The 17,917-nt window shown below is 71.8% G+C and carries 17 protein-coding genes; 13 read left to right on the top strand and 4 right to left on the bottom strand.

Features of this window, described 5'->3' with window-relative positions; translation table 11 throughout:
* Window positions 1-279 precede the first annotated feature (279 nt).
* The 3 genes from OG230_RS09620 (at window position 280) to OG230_RS09610 (ending at window position 3,863) form a co-directional block, all read left to right on the top strand.
* Window positions 280-1,308, top strand: coding sequence for a C40 family peptidase (locus OG230_RS09620; RefSeq protein ID WP_328909732.1), 1,029 nt, complete (start codon window positions 280-282; stop codon window positions 1,306-1,308).
* 247 nt (window positions 1,309-1,555) lie between these two features.
* On the top strand, window positions 1,556-2,587 hold the full coding sequence (locus OG230_RS09615; RefSeq protein WP_328909731.1) for a C40 family peptidase: 1,032 nt from the start codon (window positions 1,556-1,558) through the stop codon (window positions 2,585-2,587).
* 16 nt (window positions 2,588-2,603) lie between these two features.
* The gene (locus tag OG230_RS09610; RefSeq protein WP_328909730.1) at window positions 2,604-3,863 is read left to right on the top strand and encodes a hypothetical protein; all 1,260 of its coding nucleotides are present in this window, start codon (window positions 2,604-2,606) and stop codon (window positions 3,861-3,863) included.
* On the opposite strand, the gene OG230_RS09605 is transcribed toward OG230_RS09610, so the two are convergent.
* A complete protein-coding gene (locus tag OG230_RS09605) occupies window positions 3,839-5,095 on the bottom strand; it encodes a glycosyltransferase family 87 protein (RefSeq protein ID WP_328909729.1) in 1,257 nt (418 codons plus the stop codon). The two genes, OG230_RS09610 and OG230_RS09605, sit on opposite strands and share 25 nt — an antisense overlap.
* A 99-nt stretch (window positions 5,096-5,194) precedes the next feature.
* On the opposite strand from OG230_RS09605, the gene OG230_RS09600 reads away from it, so the two are divergent.
* The gene (locus OG230_RS09600; protein ID WP_328909728.1) at window positions 5,195-6,337 is read left to right on the top strand and encodes a glycosyltransferase family 4 protein; all 1,143 of its coding nucleotides are present in this window, start codon (window positions 5,195-5,197) and stop codon (window positions 6,335-6,337) included.
* An 80-nt stretch (window positions 6,338-6,417) separates the two neighbouring features.
* Here OG230_RS09600 and OG230_RS09595 read toward each other — a convergent pair whose 3' ends face one another.
* Entirely contained in the window at window positions 6,418-8,214 is a 1,797-nt protein-coding gene (locus OG230_RS09595) for an AMP-dependent synthetase/ligase (protein WP_328909727.1), read from the bottom strand.
* Window positions 8,215-8,494: 280 nt separating this feature from the next.
* On the opposite strand from OG230_RS09595, the gene OG230_RS09590 reads away from it, so the two are divergent.
* From OG230_RS09590 to OG230_RS09565, 6 genes are all read left to right on the top strand, one after another.
* Window positions 8,495-9,304, top strand: a complete 810-nt coding sequence (locus OG230_RS09590) for a metallophosphoesterase family protein (protein ID WP_328909726.1) — start codon at window positions 8,495-8,497, stop codon at window positions 9,302-9,304.
* Between the two features lie 98 nt (window positions 9,305-9,402).
* Complete coding sequence (locus OG230_RS09585) at window positions 9,403-9,846, top strand: SRPBCC family protein (RefSeq protein WP_328909725.1); 444 nt, start codon at window positions 9,403-9,405, stop codon at window positions 9,844-9,846.
* A gap of 4 nt (window positions 9,847-9,850) precedes the next feature.
* Entirely contained in the window at window positions 9,851-11,056 is a 1,206-nt protein-coding gene (locus OG230_RS09580) for an ArsA family ATPase (protein ID WP_328909724.1), read from the top strand.
* A 61-nt stretch (window positions 11,057-11,117) separates the two neighbouring features.
* Window positions 11,118-11,585 (top strand): DUF5304 domain-containing protein, encoded by a 468-nt coding sequence (locus tag OG230_RS09575; RefSeq protein WP_328909723.1) that lies wholly within the window; start codon window positions 11,118-11,120, stop codon window positions 11,583-11,585.
* 86 nt (window positions 11,586-11,671) lie between these two features.
* The gene (locus tag OG230_RS09570; protein ID WP_328909722.1) at window positions 11,672-12,613 is read left to right on the top strand and encodes an ROK family glucokinase; all 942 of its coding nucleotides are present in this window, start codon (window positions 11,672-11,674) and stop codon (window positions 12,611-12,613) included.
* A gap of 72 nt (window positions 12,614-12,685) precedes the next feature.
* Entirely contained in the window at window positions 12,686-13,459 is a 774-nt protein-coding gene (locus OG230_RS09565) for an endonuclease/exonuclease/phosphatase family protein (RefSeq protein ID WP_328909721.1), read from the top strand.
* A gap of 31 nt (window positions 13,460-13,490) precedes the next feature.
* Here the strand turns inward: OG230_RS09565 and OG230_RS09560 are convergent, their stop codons facing one another.
* Window positions 13,491-14,165, bottom strand: a complete 675-nt coding sequence (locus OG230_RS09560; RefSeq protein ID WP_328909720.1) for a hypothetical protein — start codon at window positions 14,163-14,165, stop codon at window positions 13,491-13,493.
* Window positions 14,158-14,937 (bottom strand): alpha/beta hydrolase, encoded by a 780-nt coding sequence (locus OG230_RS09555; protein WP_328909719.1) that lies wholly within the window; start codon window positions 14,935-14,937, stop codon window positions 14,158-14,160. Before OG230_RS09555 ends, OG230_RS09560 begins: the two co-directional genes overlap by 8 nt.
* Window positions 14,938-15,189: 252 nt before the next feature.
* Here OG230_RS09555 and OG230_RS09550 point away from each other — a divergent pair, with 252 nt between their 5' ends.
* Genes OG230_RS09550 through OG230_RS09540 form a run of 3 tightly spaced genes read left to right on the top strand, consistent with a single transcriptional unit; the run spans window position 15,190 to window position 17,917 of the window.
* The gene (locus OG230_RS09550) at window positions 15,190-15,969 is read left to right on the top strand and encodes a lysophospholipid acyltransferase family protein (RefSeq protein ID WP_328909718.1); all 780 of its coding nucleotides are present in this window, start codon (window positions 15,190-15,192) and stop codon (window positions 15,967-15,969) included.
* Between the two features lie 32 nt (window positions 15,970-16,001).
* A complete protein-coding gene (gene macS / locus OG230_RS09545; RefSeq protein ID WP_328909717.1) occupies window positions 16,002-17,225 on the top strand; it encodes a MacS family sensor histidine kinase in 1,224 nt (407 codons plus the stop codon).
* Window positions 17,222-17,917 carry a response regulator transcription factor gene (locus OG230_RS09540; RefSeq protein ID WP_328909716.1) on the top strand — a complete coding sequence of 232 codons (696 nt, stop codon included), beginning with the start codon at window positions 17,222-17,224 and terminating at the stop codon, window positions 17,915-17,917. The genes macS and OG230_RS09540 overlap by 4 nt, the downstream gene beginning before the upstream one ends.

The following is a 17,917-nucleotide window of genomic DNA, read 5'->3' as shown; positions in this document are numbered from 1 at the left end:
CATGTGTGGCATGTCGGAATTTTGGGAACGTACCGTCAAGTTGCCGCTACACGCCGTGTGATGTGAGCAAAGAAGTGCCTTGTGTGGCGAGATTTTGCTCGTGAGGATTTGAACTGATCACAAGTTGGTCACTAAGGTCGGGCCTCGAACCTTCGCACGGTTGATCACCCATCCGGGGTGGCAGCGAAGGAACCGCCGATTCCGTGACGTGTACGGAGCCGGGGATTTTCATCCCCCCATAGCCCGGTAGGCGGCTCGAGGAAGAAGGAGCTCGCCTTCGTGGCGTCCCACCGTCGTCCCAAGCAGCCGAGCCGCACCCGCGTGACCGTGCTCACCGCTACCGCCGCAGCGGCCGTGGCCCTGACCTCCCAGGCCGCGCACGCCGAGCCCAAGCCGACCAAGAACGAGGTCAAGGCGAAGGTCGACAAGCTCTACCACGAGGCGGAAGCGGCCACCGAGAAGTACAACGGGGCCAAGGAGCAGCAGGACAAGCTCAAGAAGCAGGTCGACGCGATCCAGGACAAGGTCGCCCGCGGCCAGGACGAGCTGAACACCCTGCGCGGCGAGCTCGGTTCGCTCGCCACCGCGCAGTACCGCTCCGGTGGGATCGACCCGTCCGTCCAGCTCTTCCTCGCTTCGGACCCGGACAGCTTCCTCGACAAGGCGTCGGCGCTCGACCAGCTGACGGCCAAGCAGACCGAGTCGCTCACGAAGATCCAGGCGAAGCAGCGCACGCTCGCGCAGCAGCGCAAGGAGGCCCAGGAGAAGCTGGGCGACCTCGCCGACGTGCGCAAGGCCCTCGGTGAGAACAAGAAGAAGTTCCAGGGCAAGCTCGCCGACGCGCAGCAGCTGCTCAACACCCTGACCGAGGCCGAGCGCGAGAAGATGCGCCAGGAAGAGGTCCGCGCCAGCCGGGCGTCGAGCGACCGCGTCAGCCTCGGCAACGAGGTCCCCGCGTCCGCACTCGGCCAGGCCGCCCTCCAGGCCGCCTCCACGCAGCAGGGCAAGCCGTACGTCTCCGGCGGCACCGGCCCCAACTCGTACGACTGCTCCGGTCTGACCCAGTGGGCCTACGCCCAGGCGGGCCTCCAGATCACCCGCACCACGTACACCCAGATCAACGACGGTGCCCGGATCGGGCGCAGCGCGCTGAAGCCGGGCGACCTGGTGTTCTTCAACAACACCTCGCACGTGGGTCTGTACGCGGGCAACAACCAGATCCTGCACGCCCCGAAGCCGGGCGCCGTGGTCCGTTACGAGTCGATGGACTACATGGGCACCTTCCAGTTCGGCGTCCGCCCCGCCTGACGCCCGAACGAGCGAATTGCGGCACCCTTCGCTGACGCCCCGCCCCGCCGGAGACCAAGGTCACCGGCGGGGCGGAGCTGTTTCCGGCCACCCGCCGGGCGGCGCGGTCTTTGGTCGCTGTGTAGCCGTCCGATTACTGTCTGCCTGCTGTGCAGCTCCCGGTCGTCGGTCCGCCCGCCCCGGGCGGCAGGGGCTGCGCACCGTCCGCGACCAGCGGGCGGGTACGCGGAAGGGAGTGCGGCTTCCTGTGGTGTCCCATCGCCGTTCCACACAGTCCGGCCTCAACCGGACCGTCCGGGTCACTGTCCTGTCGGCCGCCGCGGCGACTGCCGCGGCCACACTCGGGGCCGCCCCGGCGAGCGCCGACCCGCAGGACACGCGCGAGGCCACCAGGGCCCGCGTCGACCGGCTGTATGGCGAGGCCGAGAAGGCCACCGAGCTGTTCAACGAGGCCGGCGAGAAGGTCGACCTGCTGCGCGGCGAGGTGGGCCGGGCGCAGGACACCGCGGCCCGGGGCCAGCAGGACATCAACCGGATGCGCACGGCCCTCGGTTCGATCGCCGGCGCGCAGTACCGCTCGGGCGGCATCGACCCGTCGATCGCGCTGCTCCTCTCCGCGGACCCGGACACCTTCCTCGACCGGGCCGCCACCCTCGACCGGCTGAGCGCGCGGCGGACCGTCGAGCTGACCAAGCTCCAGCGGGTGCAGCGCAAGGTCGCCCAGACCCGCGCGGAGGCCACCAGGTCCCTCGCCGAGCTGGAGGCCGGCCGGGCGGCCGTCACCCGCCACAAGCGCACCGTCGAGGGCAAGCTCGCCCAGGCCCGTCAGCTGCTGAACTCCCTGCCCGCCGAGGACCGGGAGACCCTCGACCGGGCCTCCCGTTCGGGACGCGAGGACGCGGTCCCGGCCCTCTCGGACCGGGCGCCGGGTTCGGGGAGGGCCATGGCCGCGCTCATGGCGGCCAGGCAGGCACTCGGCCTGCCATACGTGTGGGGCGCCAACGGGCCCAGCGGATTCGACTGTTCCGGGCTCATGCAGTGGGCGTACGCCCAGGCCGGGGTCAGCCTCCCGCGCACCTCCCAGGCCCAGCGCTACGCCGGCCGGATGGTGCCGCTCTCCGAGGCCCGCCCCGGTGACCTCGTCGCCTACCGCGCGGACGCGAGCCACATCGGGATGTACGCGGGCAACGGCCAGGTGATCCACGCCCCGTACCCGGGTGCCCCGGTGCGTTACGACCCCGTCGGCATGATGCCCGTCTCCTCGGTCACCCGCCTGTGACCGTACGATCGGCAGGATGGCTGTTCAGAGGCGTGACGCAGGGCGGAAGCGGGTCCGTGCGCGGCGTACGGCGGGTGCCGTGCTCGCCGCGCTGCTCCTCGCATCCGCCTGCGCGGCCCCCGGCGACCCGGCCCGGGACACGGCCACCCAGGAGATCCGCGCCACCCTGGACCGTCGTGCGGCAGCGGTCCTGAACCACGACCCGGCGGGGTATCTGGCGGCGCTCGCCCCGAAGGCCACGGCCCTGCGGGCCGCCCAGCGCACCGAGCTCGCCAACCTCGCCGATGTGCCGCTGAAGTCGTGGTCGTACGAGCTGAGGACGGTGACGCCCCACGGCGCCGGCCGGGCCACCGCCGACGTCGACCTGCGCTACCGGATCGACGGCTACGACCGGGCCCCCGTGTCCGCCTCCCGCACCCTGGAACTGACCAGGGACGAGGCCGACGGCCGCTGGTACATCGCCGCCGACCGGCCCGGCAAGGGCGCCTCGGGCCTGCTGTGGCAGCAGGGCGACATCGAGGTCGTCCGGGGCAGCCGCAGTCTCGTCCTCGGGGTGGGCCGCCCCGAGGCGGAGCTGCGCGGGGTCGCCGAGACCGCGGACCGCGCCGTGCCGGCCGTCTCCGCCGCCTGGCCGGAGTCCTGGGCGCGCCGTGTGGTGGTGCTGGTGCCGGACACGGTGGAGGGCATGGCGGGGCTGCTGGGCTCGCCGGTGGCGAGCTACCGGGGCATAGCGGCCGTCACCACCGGTGAGGTGGGCGGCTCGGGCCGGGCTCCCGGCACCGCCGACCGGGTGATCGTCAATCCGCAGGCGTACGCGATGCTCGGCGCGTTCGGGCAGCAGGTCGTCCTCACCCACGAGACCGCCCACGTGGCGACCCGTGTCCACACCTCCCCGGCCACGCCGGTCTGGCTCTCCGAGGGCTTCGCCGACTGGGCCGCGTACCGCGGGGAGAACCGCGCGGCCGACCTGGTGGCGCCCGAGCTGGCCGAGGCGGTCCGTGGCGGAGAACCGCCCGCCGAGCTGCCCGTGGACGAGGACTTCGGCTTCGGCGGCGACGCGGGGAGGCTGGCGAGGGCCTACGAGGGGGGCTGGATGGCCTGCGAGCTCATCGAGGACCGCTGGGGCGCGGAGAAGCTGATCGCCTTCTACAAGGCCGTGGGGGGCCACCCGGGGCGGGACGGGGCGGTGGAGCAGGCGCTGCACACGGTGCTCGGCACGACCCCGCAGGAGTTCACGGCGAGCTGGCGCGACTACCTGGCGGCCCGGCTCGGCTGACGGTTCCCCCGCTCCGGGCCCTCGGCGGAGTCGGCGCGCGGCCCGTTCCCCGCCCGGGCGGGGACGGTCTCCTGCCACAGCCGCAGTCCGGCGGCCAGCGTCGCGGCCACCAGCAGCCCGTTGCGTACGAGGAGCAGGCCCACGCCCACCGCGTCTCCGGCGACCACGTGCGCGAAGCCGAGCGGGAACTCCAGCAGGGTGACGCCCGTGGCCACCAGCACCAGACAGGCGGGCAGCACCATCCGGCTGTCCCGGAACACCAGGCAGACGGCCGCCAGGCCGACCAGCCACAGCAGGTACTGGGGACTGATGACCCGGCTGGTCGTGGTGAACAGCAGGACCGCGGTGAACGCCGCGTCCGCCGGAGTGCGCACCGTGAACGTCCGCGCCCGCAGCCGCCACACCAGGAGCCAGCCGAAGGCGAGCACGGACAGCCCCAGGGCGAGCGTGGAGACCAGGGGGACGTACGGACCGACGAACTCCATCGAGCCGTAGCGCAGCTCCACCCCGCCCTCCCACCCGAACTGCCGGGCCACGTGGAACACCAGCGCCCCCAGTGACTCGATCTCGGTGCCCCGGTCCCGCTGGAACGAGAGGAACGCGAAGGCACCCGGCAGCGCCGCCGCGCACAGCACGGCCAGGGTCGCCGCCGTCGTCGCGGCGGCCGACCAGGCGCTCCGGCTCGTACGCCCGCGCGCCGTGCCCACCAGCAGCAGCGCGGGCCACACCTTCAGCAGCGCCCCGAAGGCGGCCAGCACCCCCAGCACCCGAGGCCGGCGCACCCCGGCCAGCAGCGCCGCCACCGCCACCGCGGTGACCATCAGGTCGTAACGGGCGTACGAGGTCGGGCCGAGGAGCGGCACCCCCGCCACCCACACCCAGGCCCCGGCGCCGCTCCTGCCCGGCCGCCGCCTCGCCCGCAGCAGCAGGCCGAACACCAGCGCGTCGCAGAGCAGGGCCAGGACGTAGAAGGCCGACGGATAGTCCAGAAACGGCAGCAGGGCCGGGGAGAGGACGGCGAGCGCGGCGACGGGCGGGTACTGCCAGGTGACGTCGTCCACCGGGTAGGTGCCGCTCCTCAGCACCTCGTACCAGCCGTGGTAGATCGCCGACACGTCGCTCGTCACGTCCGGCCCCGGGACCGTGAAGACCTTGAAGACGCAGAGCAGCAGCGTCGCCCGGGTCAGGGCCCACACCGAGAGAGACAGACGTGTACCGATTGCTCCCGTCATGACTGCCTCATCCGGTTCGGTGTGGTTTCGGAGGGCCATGATGCCCGGCGGGACGGTGCCGGAGCGACGAAGCGGGGCCGTTCGGTACTGTCGGCGGCGATGGACAAGACCCTGATCGTGACGAACGATTTTCCGCCCCGGCCCGGTGGTATCCAGGCGTTTCTGCACAACATGGCGCTGCGCGTGGACCCCGGGCAGCTCGTCGTCTACGCCTCCACCTGGAAGCGGAGTCCCGAGGGTGTCGCGGCCACCGCGGCCTTCGACGCGGAGCAGCCCTTCACGGTCGTGCGCGACCGTACGACGATGCTGCTGCCGACTCCGGCGGTCACCCGGCGGGCGAGCCGGCTGCTGCGCGAACACGGCTGCTCCTCCGTCTGGTTCGGCGCGGCGGCCCCCCTCGGCCTGATGGGGCCGGCCCTGCGCAAGGCGGGTGCGCGCCGGATCGTCGCCACCAGCCACGGGCACGAGGCGGGCTGGGCCCAGCTGCCCGGCTCCCGGCAGCTGCTGCGCCGCATCGGCGAGGGCACGGACACGATCACGTACCTCGGCGAGTACACCCGTTCACGGATCGCGGCAGCCCTCACTCCGGAGGCGGCGGGCCGCATGGTCCAGCTGCCGCCCGGGGTCGACGAGAAGACCTTCCACCCGGCCTCCGGCGGCGACCGGGTCCGGGCCGGCCTCGGGCTCTCGGACCGGCCCGTCGTCGTCTGTGTCTCTCGGCTCGTCCCGCGCAAGGGCCAGGACACCCTGATCCTCGCCATGCCCGCGATCCTCGCGCGGGAGCCGGACACGGTGCTCCTGATCGTCGGCGGCGGGCCGTACGAGGGGGAGCTGAAGAAGCTGGCCGCCGAGACCGGTGTGACGGACTCGGTGCGCTTCACCGGCCCGGTGCCGTGGGAGGAACTGCCCGCGCACTACGGCGCCGGTGACGTCTTCGCGATGCCGTGCAGGACCCGCCGCGGCGGGCTCGACGTCGAGGGCCTCGGCATCGTCTACCTGGAGGCGTCGGCGACCGGCCTGCCGGTGGTGGCGGGCGACTCGGGCGGCGCGCCCGACGCCGTGCTCGACGGCGAGACCGGCTGGGTGGTCCGGGGCGGCTCCGCCGAGGAGTCGGCCGACCGGATCGTCACCCTGCTCGGCGATCCGGAGCTGCGGCGGCGGATGGGGGAGCGGGGCAGGGCGTGGGTCGAGGAGAAGTGGCGCTGGGACCTGCTCGCGGAGAAGCTGAAGACGCTTCTTTGAACAGGTGACGGAGCGTCTGTCCGTATGTGAGAAGGGCCTGTTCCCCCGACGGGGAACAGGCCCTTCTCACAAGTGCCGGATCAGGCGCGGTAGATGGACTCGACCTCGTCGGCGAAGTCCTTCGCGACCACGTTGCGCTTCAGCTTCAGCGACGGCGTGATGTGGCCCGCCTCCTCGGTGAACTGCGCGGCCAGGATGCGGAACTTGCGTACGGACTCGGCCTTGGACACCGCGGCGTTGCCGTCGTCCACGGCACGCTGCACCTCGGCCAGCAGCTCCGGGTCCTCGCGCAGCGACACGGCCGTGGAACCGGCGGGCTTGCCGTGCTCCTCGGCCCAGCGGCCGAGGAACTCCTCGTCCAGGGTGACCAGCGCGCCCACGAACGGGCGGCCGTCGCCGACCACCATGCACTCGGCGACCAGCGCGTGCGCGCGGATCCGGTCCTCGATCACGGCGGGGGCGACGTTCTTGCCGCCCGCCGTCACGATGATCTCCTTCTTGCGGCCGGTGATCGCGAGATAGCCGTCCTCGTCGAGCGTGCCGATGTCACCGGTGTGGAACCAGCCGTCGGCCAGTGCCTCGGCCGACGCCGCCTCGTTCTTCCAGTAGCCCGTGAACAGGTGCTCGCCGTGCAGCAGCACCTCGCCGTCGTCGGCGATCCGGACGACCGAACCGGGCAGCGGCTGACCGACCGTGCCGATCTTCTGGCGGTCCCACGGGTTGAAGGCGGTGGCCGCACAGGTCTCGGTCAGGCCGTAGCCCTCCAGCACCGTGAAGCCGATACCGCGGTAGAAGTGCCCGAGCCGCTCGCCGAGCGGGGCGCCGCCGGAGATCGCGTACTCGCCCCGGCCGCCGAGCACGGCCCGCAGCTTGCTGAAGACCAGCTTGTCGAAGACCTTGTGCTTGATCTTCAGGCCGAGGGACGGACCCTGCGGGGTGCCCAGCGCGCGGCTGAACGCGATCGCGGTGTCGGCGGCCCGGTCGAAGATCTTGCCCTTGCCGTCGGCCTGCGCCTTGGCGCGCGCCGAGTTGTAGACCTTCTCGAAGACCCGCGGCACACCGAGGATCAGGGTCGGCCTGAAGGCCGCCAGCTCATCGGTGAGGTTCTTGATGTCCGGCACGCAGCCGAGCTTGATCGGGGCCATCACGGAGGCCACCTCGACCAGCCGGCCGAAGACGTGCGCGGCGGGCAGGAAGAGCAGGACGGAACACTCGCCGGTACGGAAGAGGGGCTTCAGCCGCTCCACGACGTTGCCGCACTCCGCGAAGAAGCTGCGGTGCGTCAGCACACAGCCCTTGGGGCGGCCCGTGGTGCCCGAGGTGTAGACGATGGTGGCCGGGTCGTCGGCCTTGGCGCTCACCGTGCGCAGATCCATGGTCTCCTCCGAGACCTGCGCCCCGGCGATGGTCAGTTCGTCGACCGCGCCCTTGTCGATCTGCCACACGTGGTTCAGCTCGGGAAGGCCCTCGCGCACGGAGGCGACGGCCTCGGCGTGGGCGTCGCTCTCCACGATGACGGCGACGGCTCCGGAGTCGCCCAGTATCCACTGGACCTGCTCGGGGGAGCTGGTCTCGTAGACCGGGACGGTGACCGCGCCGGCGCTCCAGATCGCGAAGTCCAGCTGCACCCACTCGTAGCGGGTGCGCGACATCAGGGCGATCCGGTCGCCGGGCTGCACGCCTGACGCGATCAGCCCCTTGGCCGCGCTTCTGACCTCGGCGAGGAACTGGGTGGCGGTGACGTCCGTCCAGACGCCGCCCACCTTGCGGCTCATCACCGCGACTTCGGGATGCTGAGCGGCATTGCGGCGGATGAGATCCGTCAGGTTGCCGTCCGAGGGGACCTCGTACAGGGCCGGAAGGCTGAACTCGCGCAAGACTGCTGCTCCTCATCGGGCTCCGGTGCCACGGCTCTGTGTGACGCACCGGATGCGGTCCAAGACTGGCACGTGCTCCGTGGGGTGAGCACGACTGGACTGCCCGGACGTTACCCACCGGTAGTCGGTTCCGGATAGGGGGTTCCGGCCAGATGTCTTATGCATCACACACATAGGTGGGCCTAGCGGGCAGAGTAGTGCACCCATGTGACGACCCGGAAGTAACCGCAGGTCCGGCCACACCTACCCACGGAGCGGGCCGAGATCTAGGGTGATCGGCATGCGAGGCAGCGGAGGGGACGGCCGAAGCGCGACCGCGAGGAGCGGTACGCGCATCCACGTGGTCAGCGACGTGCACGGCAACACCCAGGCGCTCGCCCGCGCGGGAGACGGCGCCGACGCCCTCGTCTGCCTCGGTGACCTGGTGCTCTTCCTCGACTACGCCGACCACTCGCGCGGCATCTTCCCCGACCTCTTCGGGGTGGAGAACGCGGACCGCATCGTGGAACTGCGCACCGCCCGCCGCTTCGAGGAGGCCCGCGCCTTCGGCCGCGCCCTGTGGGTGGGCAAGGACCGCAACGCCGCCATCGTCGGCGCGGTACGCAAGCAGTACGCGGAGATGTTCGCCGTCCTGCCCACCCCGACGTACGCCACCTACGGCAACGTCGACATCCCCGGGCTCTGGCCCGAGTACGCGGGCCCCGGCACCACCGTCCTGGACGGCCAGCGCGCCGAGATCGGCGGCCGGGTCTTCGGCTTCGTCGGCGGCGGACTGAAGACCCCGATGAACACCCCGTACGAGATCAGCGACGAGGAGTACGCCGCCAAGGTCGAGGCGCTCGGACCGGTGGACGTGCTCTGCTCGCACATCCCGCCCGACGTCCCGGAGCTGACGTACGACACCGTGGCGCGCCGCTTCGAGCGCGGCAGCCGGGCCCTTCTCGACGCCATCCGCCGCACCCGCCCCCGCTACGCGCTTTTCGGCCATGTCCACCAGCCGCTGGTCCGCCGGATGCGGATCGGCGTCACCGAGTGCGTCAACGTCGGTCACTTCGCGTCCACCGGGCGGCCATGGGCCCTGGAGTGGTGACACGGACCGCGGGACGGAGGCCGTCCCGTACGCGATAGCCTGCACGCGGCAGACCTCTGCCGAACGCGACCGGTACAGCGCACTGGAGGGCCACGGCGATGGCTGAACACACCAGCTCGAGCATCATGATCGAGGCGGCACCGGCCGACGTCATGGGAGTGATCGCCGACTTCGCCCGCTATCCCGAGTGGACCGGCGAGGTGAAGCAGGCCGAGGTGCTGGCAGGCGACGACCAGGGCCGGGCCGAGCAGGTCCGGCTGGTCCTGGACGCCGGAGCGATCAAGGACGACCACGTCCTCGCGTACACCTGGACAGGTGAGAACGAGGTCAGCTGGACCCTGGTGAAGTCCCAGATGCTGCGGGCCCTCGACGGCTCGTACACGCTGGTTCCGGTCGGCGACCGCACCGAGGTCACCTACCGGCTGGCCGTCGACGTCAAGATCCCGCTCCTGGGCATGATCAAGCGCAAGGCGGAGAAGGTCATCATCGACCGCGCGCTGGCCGGACTGAAGAAGCGCGTCGAGTCCGTCCCGCGGGGCTGACCGCGTGCGTACGGTCCTGGTCACCGGCCCCGGCGGCGCAGGCCGTACGACGGTCGCCGCGGCGACCGCCCTGGCCGCCGCACGCGCCGGGCTGCGCACCCTGTTCGTCTCCGCCGACGCCGTACCCGGATTCCCCACCGGCACGGAACCCGCCGAGGTCACCGACGGACTGCGGTACGCCCGCATCGACTCCGGCGAGCACTTCCGCGAGGAACTCCTCGCCCTCCAGGACCGGGCGTCCGGAGTGCTGGGCCTGCTCGGAGCCAACCGCCTCGCCGGCGAGGAACTCACCGAACTTCCCGGCAGCACACAGTTCGCGCTCCTCCACACGCTGCGGCGCGCCGCAGAGGGCGACTGGTCGAAGGACGGCACGGACGTCCTCGTCGTCGACCTGCCGCCGCTGCGCGAGGCCCTCGCCGTCCTCGCCCTGCCCGATCAGCTGCGCCGTTATCTGCGCCGCCTCCTGCCCCAGGAACGCCAGGCCGCCCGCGCCCTGCGTCCGGTCCTCGCCCAGCTCGCCGGGGTTCCCGCGCCCGCGCAGTGGCTGTACGAGGCCGCCGCCCGCAAGGACGCCGAGCTGGCCGCGGTCCAGGCCCTGATCGAGGACGGCTCGACGACCGTCCGGCTGGTCGCCGAACCCGGCCCGGCCGCCGAGGAGACCCTGCGCACCGCCCGTGCCGGACTCGCCCTGCAGGGACTGCGCGTCGACGCGCTCGTGGCCGGCCGCGTGCTGCCCCGGCACTCCGTGGACCCCTGGCTCGCCGGCCTCGCCGCCCAGCAGGAGAAGTGCCTCGACCACTGGTCGCAGGAGTGGGCCCCCACGACCCCCGTGCGCGAGGCGGCCCACCTCGGCCACGATCCACGGGGCCTGGACGATCTGGCCCTTCTCGGCGACCTCGCACCCGACGACCGGACACCGGGCCCCGCCGACGACCCCTGGTGGATCGAGGACACCCGGACCGCGGACCCGTCCGGGGACGCGGCCGACGGGACCCTCGTCTGGTGCCTGCCGCTGCCCGGCGCCCGCAAGGACGAGCTCCAGCTCGTCCGCCGCGGCGACGAACTGCTCCTCACCGTCGGCCCGTTCCACCGGATCGTGCGACTGGAGTCCGGGCTGCGCCGCTGCACCGTCTCCGGAGCGGCGCTCACGGACGGCGTGCTGCGTGTCCGGTTCACGCCGGACCCGGCTCTCTGGCCGCGGAGCCGATGAACGGTTTACCCCCGTTCGGGTAACGTCGGTACTACAGCACCCTTGCCCGCAGGAGCCCGCCATGAGTGAAGCCACCGATCGTCCCGCCGACGGCGACGCGTGGGCCGATGCCTGCGCCGAGGACCTCGCAGCCGAGAAGGCCAGGCGCCGCGCCGAGAACGGGCCGCAGCCCGGCTCCGCCGCCGAGGAACTGCGCAAGCTGGTCGACGCGGTGGCCGACAAGGTCTCCTCGCTCCAGTCGCCGCTGCTCGGCGTTGCCGCCCAGGGCGCCGTCCAGCAGGCGATCCGGCAGGCCAAGTCCGCCGTCGAGCCCGTCATCGAGCGCAATCCGGACCTCTTCGACCACCTCGCCGCGGCGGGCAACGAACTCCTGGCCGCCTACCGCTCGGCCGTCGAGGGCCAGGAGGCCCGCTGGACCCGTACCACCGAGGGTGCGGGCGGCGCCGACACTGCGAAGAAGGCGGCCGAAGACCCCTCCGACCCCCGCGACGAGGGCCCCGGCGGCAGCGAAAAGATCGACCTGGACTGACCCCGGGTCGGAGGCAGAAGGCCCGGCGCCTTCCCCGCCTCGGGTACGGTTGGCCGTAGCGGGGCTCGACCGAAACTGAGGGATTCATGGGACTCACCATCGGCGTCGATATCGGCGGCACGAAGATCGCGGCTGGAGTGGTCGACGAAGAGGGCCAGATCCTCTCGATGTTCAAGGTACCGACCCCGCCGACGGCCGAAGGCATCGTCGACGCGATCTGCTCAGCCGTGGCCGGAGCGAGCGAGGGGCACGATGTCGAGGCAGTCGGCATCGGCGCTGCCGGATATGTCGACGACAAGCGCGCCACCGTGCTGTTCGCACCGAACATCAAGTGGCGGCACGAGCCGCTGAAGGACAAGGTCGAGCAGCGCGTCGGTCTGCCGGTCGTCGTCGAGAACGACGCCAACGCGGCAGCCTGGGGCGAATACCGCTTCGGTGCCGGACAGGGCCACGACGACGTCATCTGCATCACGCTCGGCACCGGCCTGGGCGGCGGCATCATCATCGGCAACAAACTGCGGCGCGGACGCTTCGGCGTGGCCGCCGAGTTCGGCCACATCCGGGTCGTCCCGGACGGTTTGCTCTGCGGCTGCGGCAGCCAGGGCTGCTGGGAGCAGTACGCCTCGGGGCGTGCGCTCGTCCGCTACGCGAAGCAGCGCGCCAACGCCACCCCGGAGAACGCGGCGATCCTCCTGTCGCTCGGCGACGGCACGGTGGAGGGCATCGAGGGCAAGCACATCAGTGCCGCCGCCCGGCAGGGCGACCTGGTCGCCGTCGACTCGTTCCGTGAGCTGGCCCGTTGGGCCGGAGCCGGACTCGCCGACCTCGCCTCGCTCTTCGACCCTTCCGCCTTCATCGTCGGCGGCGGCGTCTCGGACGAGGGCGAGCTCGTCCTCGACCCGATCCGCAAGTCCTTCCGGCGCTGGCTGATCGGCGGCGAGTGGCGTCCGCACGCCCAGGTGCTCGCCGCCCAGCTCGGCGGCAAGGCCGGCCTGGTGGGCGCGGCCGACCTGGCCCGCCAGGGCTGAGCCCGCACCGTACGACCGGACGCCCGTCGCGCCCCCTGGGGAGCGGCGGGCGTCCGTCGTATCGTGAATCCCATGGTCATGACGCCGCTGCCCGACTCCCGTACCGAGCAGGACGGTTCGGCCGTCGTCAGAGTGCTCAGCTACAACGTCCGGTCCCTGCGCGACGACACCGAGGCCCTGGCCCGGGTCATCCGCGCCTGCCGTCCCGACCTGGTCTTCGTCCAGGAGGCCCCGCGCTTCTTCCGCTGGCGCAAGGCCGCCGCCAGGCTCGCCGCCCGTACCGATCTGGTGATCCTCAGCGGCGGCGCCACGGCGGCCGGGCCCCTGCTGCTCTGTTCGCTGAGGGCCACGGTGGAGCGGACCGAGGACGTGCTGCTGCCGCGCACCCCCGGACTGCACCGCAGAGGATTCGCCACGGCCGTGGTGCGGATCGCGGGAACCCGGATCGGGCTCCTCAGCTGCCATCTCAGCCTCCAGCGCGAGGAACGCCTGGCGCAGGCGGGCCTTCTGCTCGAACGGCTGGACAGCATGCGGGTGCCCCACGCGATCGCGGCGGGCGACCTCAACGAAGGGCCGGAAGGGCCGGCGTTCGAGCGGCTGGCCGGGCGGCTCCAGGACTGCCGGGCCGTACGCCCCTGGGGCGGCGAGGCCACCTTCCCGCCGGACGAGCCCCGACGGCGCATCGACGCGGTGTTCGCCACGGACGGCATCGAGGTGCTCGGCTGCGGTGTCCCCTCGGGCCTGCCCGGCGTCACCGACGCGGACCTGCGGGCCGCCACGGACCACCTGCCGGTGCTGGCGGCACTCCGGGTGCCCGCCCTGTCCACGACGGCCCGGCCGGCCTGACCCGCGGCCGCTCACGCCGGAAGGCGACGCCTCAGACCACCGCGCCGCGCCCCGGGTCCACGTCGTCCTCGTCGTCGTGAGGCATCCGCGCCACCAGCGTCGCGAAGCCGCCGAGGAAACCACCGATGCAGATCGTGGTGAGCCACCACGTCATCTCCCACTGCAGCAGCACGGCGATCAGCAGCAGGACCGGACCACCGACGACCGCGAGCCAGGCGAACTTCGCCGTGACGTCGGCCTCCGGCAGCGGCGGCGGCTCCGGCGGGACGAAATGTCCCTCCTCGCCGTCGTCGGGACCATCGGTGTCGCCGTTCCCGGGCTCTTCCACCTCGTAGTCGCGCGGGCCTGCGACACCGGGCGCGAAGACGACGGAACTGCCGAGCGCCTTCTTCTCCGGAGGCTTCGCGGGCTTGGGGGACAGCGGCTTGCCCGCGCCCTTGTCCGCGTCGTCGCCCGTGCCCGCGTCCGGCTCCAGGACGTTCAGCTGATCGTCCTCCAGCAGGGCCAGATCCTCGATCGACTTGAACGGCTTGGCGCCCGGCGGGTCCGGCGGCTCCTCGCCGTACCCCGCGACGATGGCCTCCCAGGCCGCTTCCTCGTCGATCGGCCGGGCGTCCTCGGTCCCCTCGGGGACCGCGGCGCCCTCCGTGGGACGCGGTTCGCGCTCCTCGTCACTGCCTGTGCGCTCCGCGTCGTGCTCAGCCACCGGACGTGCTCCCCTTCTTCCCGACGCTGGGTGCGAGGCGGCCGATGAACGAGTAGCTCTCCTCGAAGATCCGCTCCGCATCATGGTCCAACGTCGCCACGTGGTAGCTCTGTTCCAGCAGGATCTCCTGGACATCCGTCGACGACACCCGGCTGAGGACGCGGGCCGAATCGGCGGGCGGCACCACATGGTCCTGCGGGCTGTGCAGCAGCAGGAGCGGCTGGGTGACCTGGGGCAGCTCGGCGTCGACCAGACGGAAGAAGTTGCGTACCGAATGGGCCGCGTGCAGCGGCACCCGGTCGTAACCGGTCTCCTCGACGCCCTCCAGCGCGATGTCGCTGGTGAGGCCCTTCGTCGTACGCACGAAATGGCGGGCGACCGGGAGGGCGTAGGCCGAGAGACCGTGCACCTTGTTCGCCGGGTTCACGAGCACCAGGCCGGTGATCGCGTCACCGTGCTTCGCCGCGAGCCGCAGCGACAGCGCGCCGCCCATGGAGAGCCCGAAGACGAAGACCTGGCTGCACCGCTCCCGCAGGACGCGCAGCTCCCGGTCCACTTCCGCGTACCAGTCCTGCCAGCCGGTGACGGCCATGTCCTCCCAGCGGGTGCCGTGTCCGGGCAGCAGCGGGAGCGCGACGGTCAGCCCCCGCTCGGCCAGGTAGTCGGCCCAGGGGCGCAGCGACTGCGGCGATCCGGTGAATCCGTGACAGAGAAGGACGCCGACCTCTCCGCCATCGTGGCGGAACGGCTCGGCTCCAGGGAGGACCGGCACCGGGGGTCTCCTGTTCGTGAGGCTGTGACGGGTGGGTATGCGCGGGTACGGGTGAAGCGTCAGGGCTCAAAAGAGAGTGCGCAGAAGGATTACTTCACCGTACGCGACCGGACCGACACCGACCAGGGCCGTCACCGGTCGCAGCCGCGGGACCGGCCCCGTCTCCGCTGGGGGCACAGCCCTGTGCCGGGCGGGAGCGCGGGAGACCCCACAGGTTAAGGTCTCATCGACAGCACACAGGAGGCACCCGAGTTGATCTACGGCGCAATGAAGTTCTCCATCGGCGGCTCTCTGAAGCTCGCCTTCAGGCCGTGGGTGGAGGGCCTGGAGAACATCCCCGCACAGGGGCCTGCGATCCTCGCGAGCAACCATCTGTCGTTCTCCGACTCGTTCTTCCTGCCGGCCGTGCTCGACCGCAAGGTCACCTTCATCGCGAAGGCCGAGTACTTCACGGCGCCCGGGGTGAAGGGACGGCTGACCGCGGCCTTCTTCAAGGGCGTCGGCCAGCTCCCGGTGGACCGCTCCGGGGCCCGCGGCGCCGGCGAGGCGGCCATCAAGGCGGGCATACAGGTCATCGAGAGCGGCGGGCTCTTCGGGATCTATCCCGAGGGCACCCGGTCGCCGGACGGCCGTCTCTACCGGGGCAAGCCCGGCGGTCTCGCACGCGTGGCCCTCGCCACCGGTGCGCCCGTCATCCCCGTGGCGATGATCGACACTGAGAAGATCCAGCCCCCCGGGCAGGTGGTGCCCAAGCTGATGCGACCCGGCATCAGGATCGGCAAGCCGCTCGACTTCAGCCGCTACCAGGGCATGGACGGCGACCGCTTCATCCTGCGTTCGGTGACCGACGAGGTCATGTACGAGATCATGAAGCTCTCCGGCCAGGAGTACGTCGACATCTACGCGACGGCGGCCAAGCGGCAGATCGCCGACGAGGCGAAGCTCCGGGCCGAGGACGAGAAGCGCGCGCAGAAGCAGGCAAGCGCCGCGGAGGCCGCGGACAAGGACGGAACGGGACGGTCGGGCGCGTAGTCGCGCCGCTGTCCGTCCGGGGGGTGGGGGAGATGACCAAGCGCGAGCGTGTCGTGCGGATGTCCGTCGAGCAGCCGTTGTGGCGTGCTCTGACCGCGTACCGTCTGCTCACCCTGGGCTACGCGGTGCTTCTGGCGACCGTCGGGCGGGAGAAGTACGAGCGGCCGTGGGTGGCCGTCGCCTACCTGGCGGTGATGGCCGTCTGGACCCTCGTCACCCTCCCCAAGGTGGCCGGCGCGGCGCGCTGCACCAAGCGCTTCCTCGGCGCCGACCTCGTCGTCGCCCTCACCGGAATCCTCCTCACCCCGCTGGCCGACTTCGACGCCCAGCACGTCGACGGCCCGACCCTCCCGTCGATCTGGACGGCCGGTTCGGTCCTGGCGTTCGCCATCAAGGGCGGCTGGCGGTGGGCGGCCTTCGCCTCCACCTTCGTCGCCGTCGCCAACCTCATCGAGCGCGGCCACCCCAGCCGGGACACCCTGCACAACGTCCTGCTGGTCTGGGTCGCCTCCATCGCCATCGGTTACGTCGTCGAGGTGGCCCGCGCCAGTGAACGCACCCTGGCCCGGGCCCTGGAGATCGAGGCGGCCACCCGCGAGCGGGAACGACTGGCCCGCGACATCCACGACAGCGTCCTCCAGGTCCTCGCCATGGTGCAGCGCCGCGGCTCGGCGCTCGGAGGAGAGGCCGCCGAACTGGGCAGGATGGCCGGTGAGCAGGAGGTCGCCCTGCGCACCCTCGTCTCCAGCGGCCTGGTCCCCACCACCCGGGTCTCCGAGGACGCCGCCGACGGCGCCGTGGTCCGTACCGTCGAGATCGACGACGAAGGGGCCGGCGGAGCCGACTGCGATCTGCGTACCCTGCTCGCCCCGCACGCGGGGTCCCGGGTCAGCTTCGCCGAACCCGGCGCTCCGGTGCTGCTGCCGCCCGAGGCCGCCCGGGAGCTCGCCGCCGCGGTCGGCGCCGCCCTGGACAATGTGCGGGTGCACGCGGGGCAGGACGCCCAGACATGGATCCTGGTCGAGGACGAGCCGGACGAAGTGATCGTGACGGTCCGCGACGACGGCCCCGGCATCCCGGAAGGGCGGCTCGCCCAGGCGGAGGGGGAGGGCCGGCTCGGGGTGGCCCTGTCGATCCGCGGGCGGCTGCGTGACCTGGGTGGCACGGCCGCGTTGATTTCGGTGCCCGGACAGGGCACGGAGGTCGAGTTGAAGGTTCCGAAGGTTCCACGGGGGAAGGCAGGATCGGCCCGATGAGTACACCGAACGCGCAGGAGTCCCAGCAGGTGCCCACGAAGGTGATGGTCGTCGACGACCACCCGATGTGGCGCGACGCGGTCGCCCGCGATCTGGCCGAGTCCGGCTTCGAGGTGGTGGCGACCGCCGGTGACGGCCCGCAGGCCGTGCGCCGGGCGAAGGCCGCCAGGCCCGACGTCCTCGTCCTCGACCTGAACCTGCCCGGGATGCCCGGCGTCCAGGTCTGCAAGGAACTCGTCGGTTCCCATCCCGGACTGCGGGTCCTGGTGCTCTCCGCCAGCGGTGAGCACGCAGATGTCCTGGAAGCGGTGAAGTCGGGCGCCACCGGCTATCTGCTGAAGTCCGCCAGCACCCAGGAACTGACCGACGCCGTGCGCTCCACCGCCGCGGGCGATCCGGTCTTCACCCCGGGCCTCGCCGGTCTGGTTCTCGGCGAATACCGCAGGCTCGCCTCCGACCCGGCCCCCGTCGCGTCCGACGAACCGAAGGCTCCGGCACTCACCGACCGGGAGACCGAGGTGCTGCGCCTGGTCGCCAAGGGACTCTCGTACAAGCAGATCGCCGAACGGCTCGTCATCTCCCACCGCACCGTTCAGAACCACGTGCAGAACACCCTCGGCAAACTCCAGTTGCACAACCGGGTGGAGCTCGTGAGGTACGCGATCGAGCGCGGTCTCGACGACATCGGCTGA

Source organism: Streptomyces sp. NBC_00234, from assembly GCF_036195325.1.
In the GTDB taxonomy this organism is placed as follows: Bacteria; Actinomycetota; Actinomycetes; order Streptomycetales; family Streptomycetaceae; genus Streptomyces.
The sequence above is the reverse complement of the archived record's forward strand: the minus strand, read 5'-3'. Positions and strand labels throughout refer to the sequence as shown.

Coding starts and splice junctions, on each gene's coding strand:
- OG230_RS09610 (WP_328909730.1), top strand. CDS start 2,604: ATGGCTGTTCAGAGGCGTGACGCAGGGCGGAAGCGGGTCCGTGCGCGG.
- OG230_RS09605 (WP_328909729.1), bottom strand. CDS start 5,095: ATGACGGGAGCAATCGGTACACGTCTGTCTCTCTCGGTGTGGGCCCTG.
- OG230_RS09600 (WP_328909728.1), top strand. CDS start 5,195: ATGGACAAGACCCTGATCGTGACGAACGATTTTCCGCCCCGGCCCGGT.
- OG230_RS09590 (WP_328909726.1), top strand. CDS start 8,495: ATGCGAGGCAGCGGAGGGGACGGCCGAAGCGCGACCGCGAGGAGCGGT.
- OG230_RS09585 (WP_328909725.1), top strand. CDS start 9,403: ATGGCTGAACACACCAGCTCGAGCATCATGATCGAGGCGGCACCGGCC.
- OG230_RS09575 (WP_328909723.1), top strand. CDS start 11,118: ATGAGTGAAGCCACCGATCGTCCCGCCGACGGCGACGCGTGGGCCGAT.
- OG230_RS09570 (WP_328909722.1), top strand. CDS start 11,672: ATGGGACTCACCATCGGCGTCGATATCGGCGGCACGAAGATCGCGGCT.
- OG230_RS09565 (WP_328909721.1), top strand. CDS start 12,686: ATGGTCATGACGCCGCTGCCCGACTCCCGTACCGAGCAGGACGGTTCG.
- macS (WP_328909717.1), top strand. CDS start 16,002: ATGACCAAGCGCGAGCGTGTCGTGCGGATGTCCGTCGAGCAGCCGTTG.
- OG230_RS09540 (WP_328909716.1), top strand. CDS start 17,222: ATGAGTACACCGAACGCGCAGGAGTCCCAGCAGGTGCCCACGAAGGTG.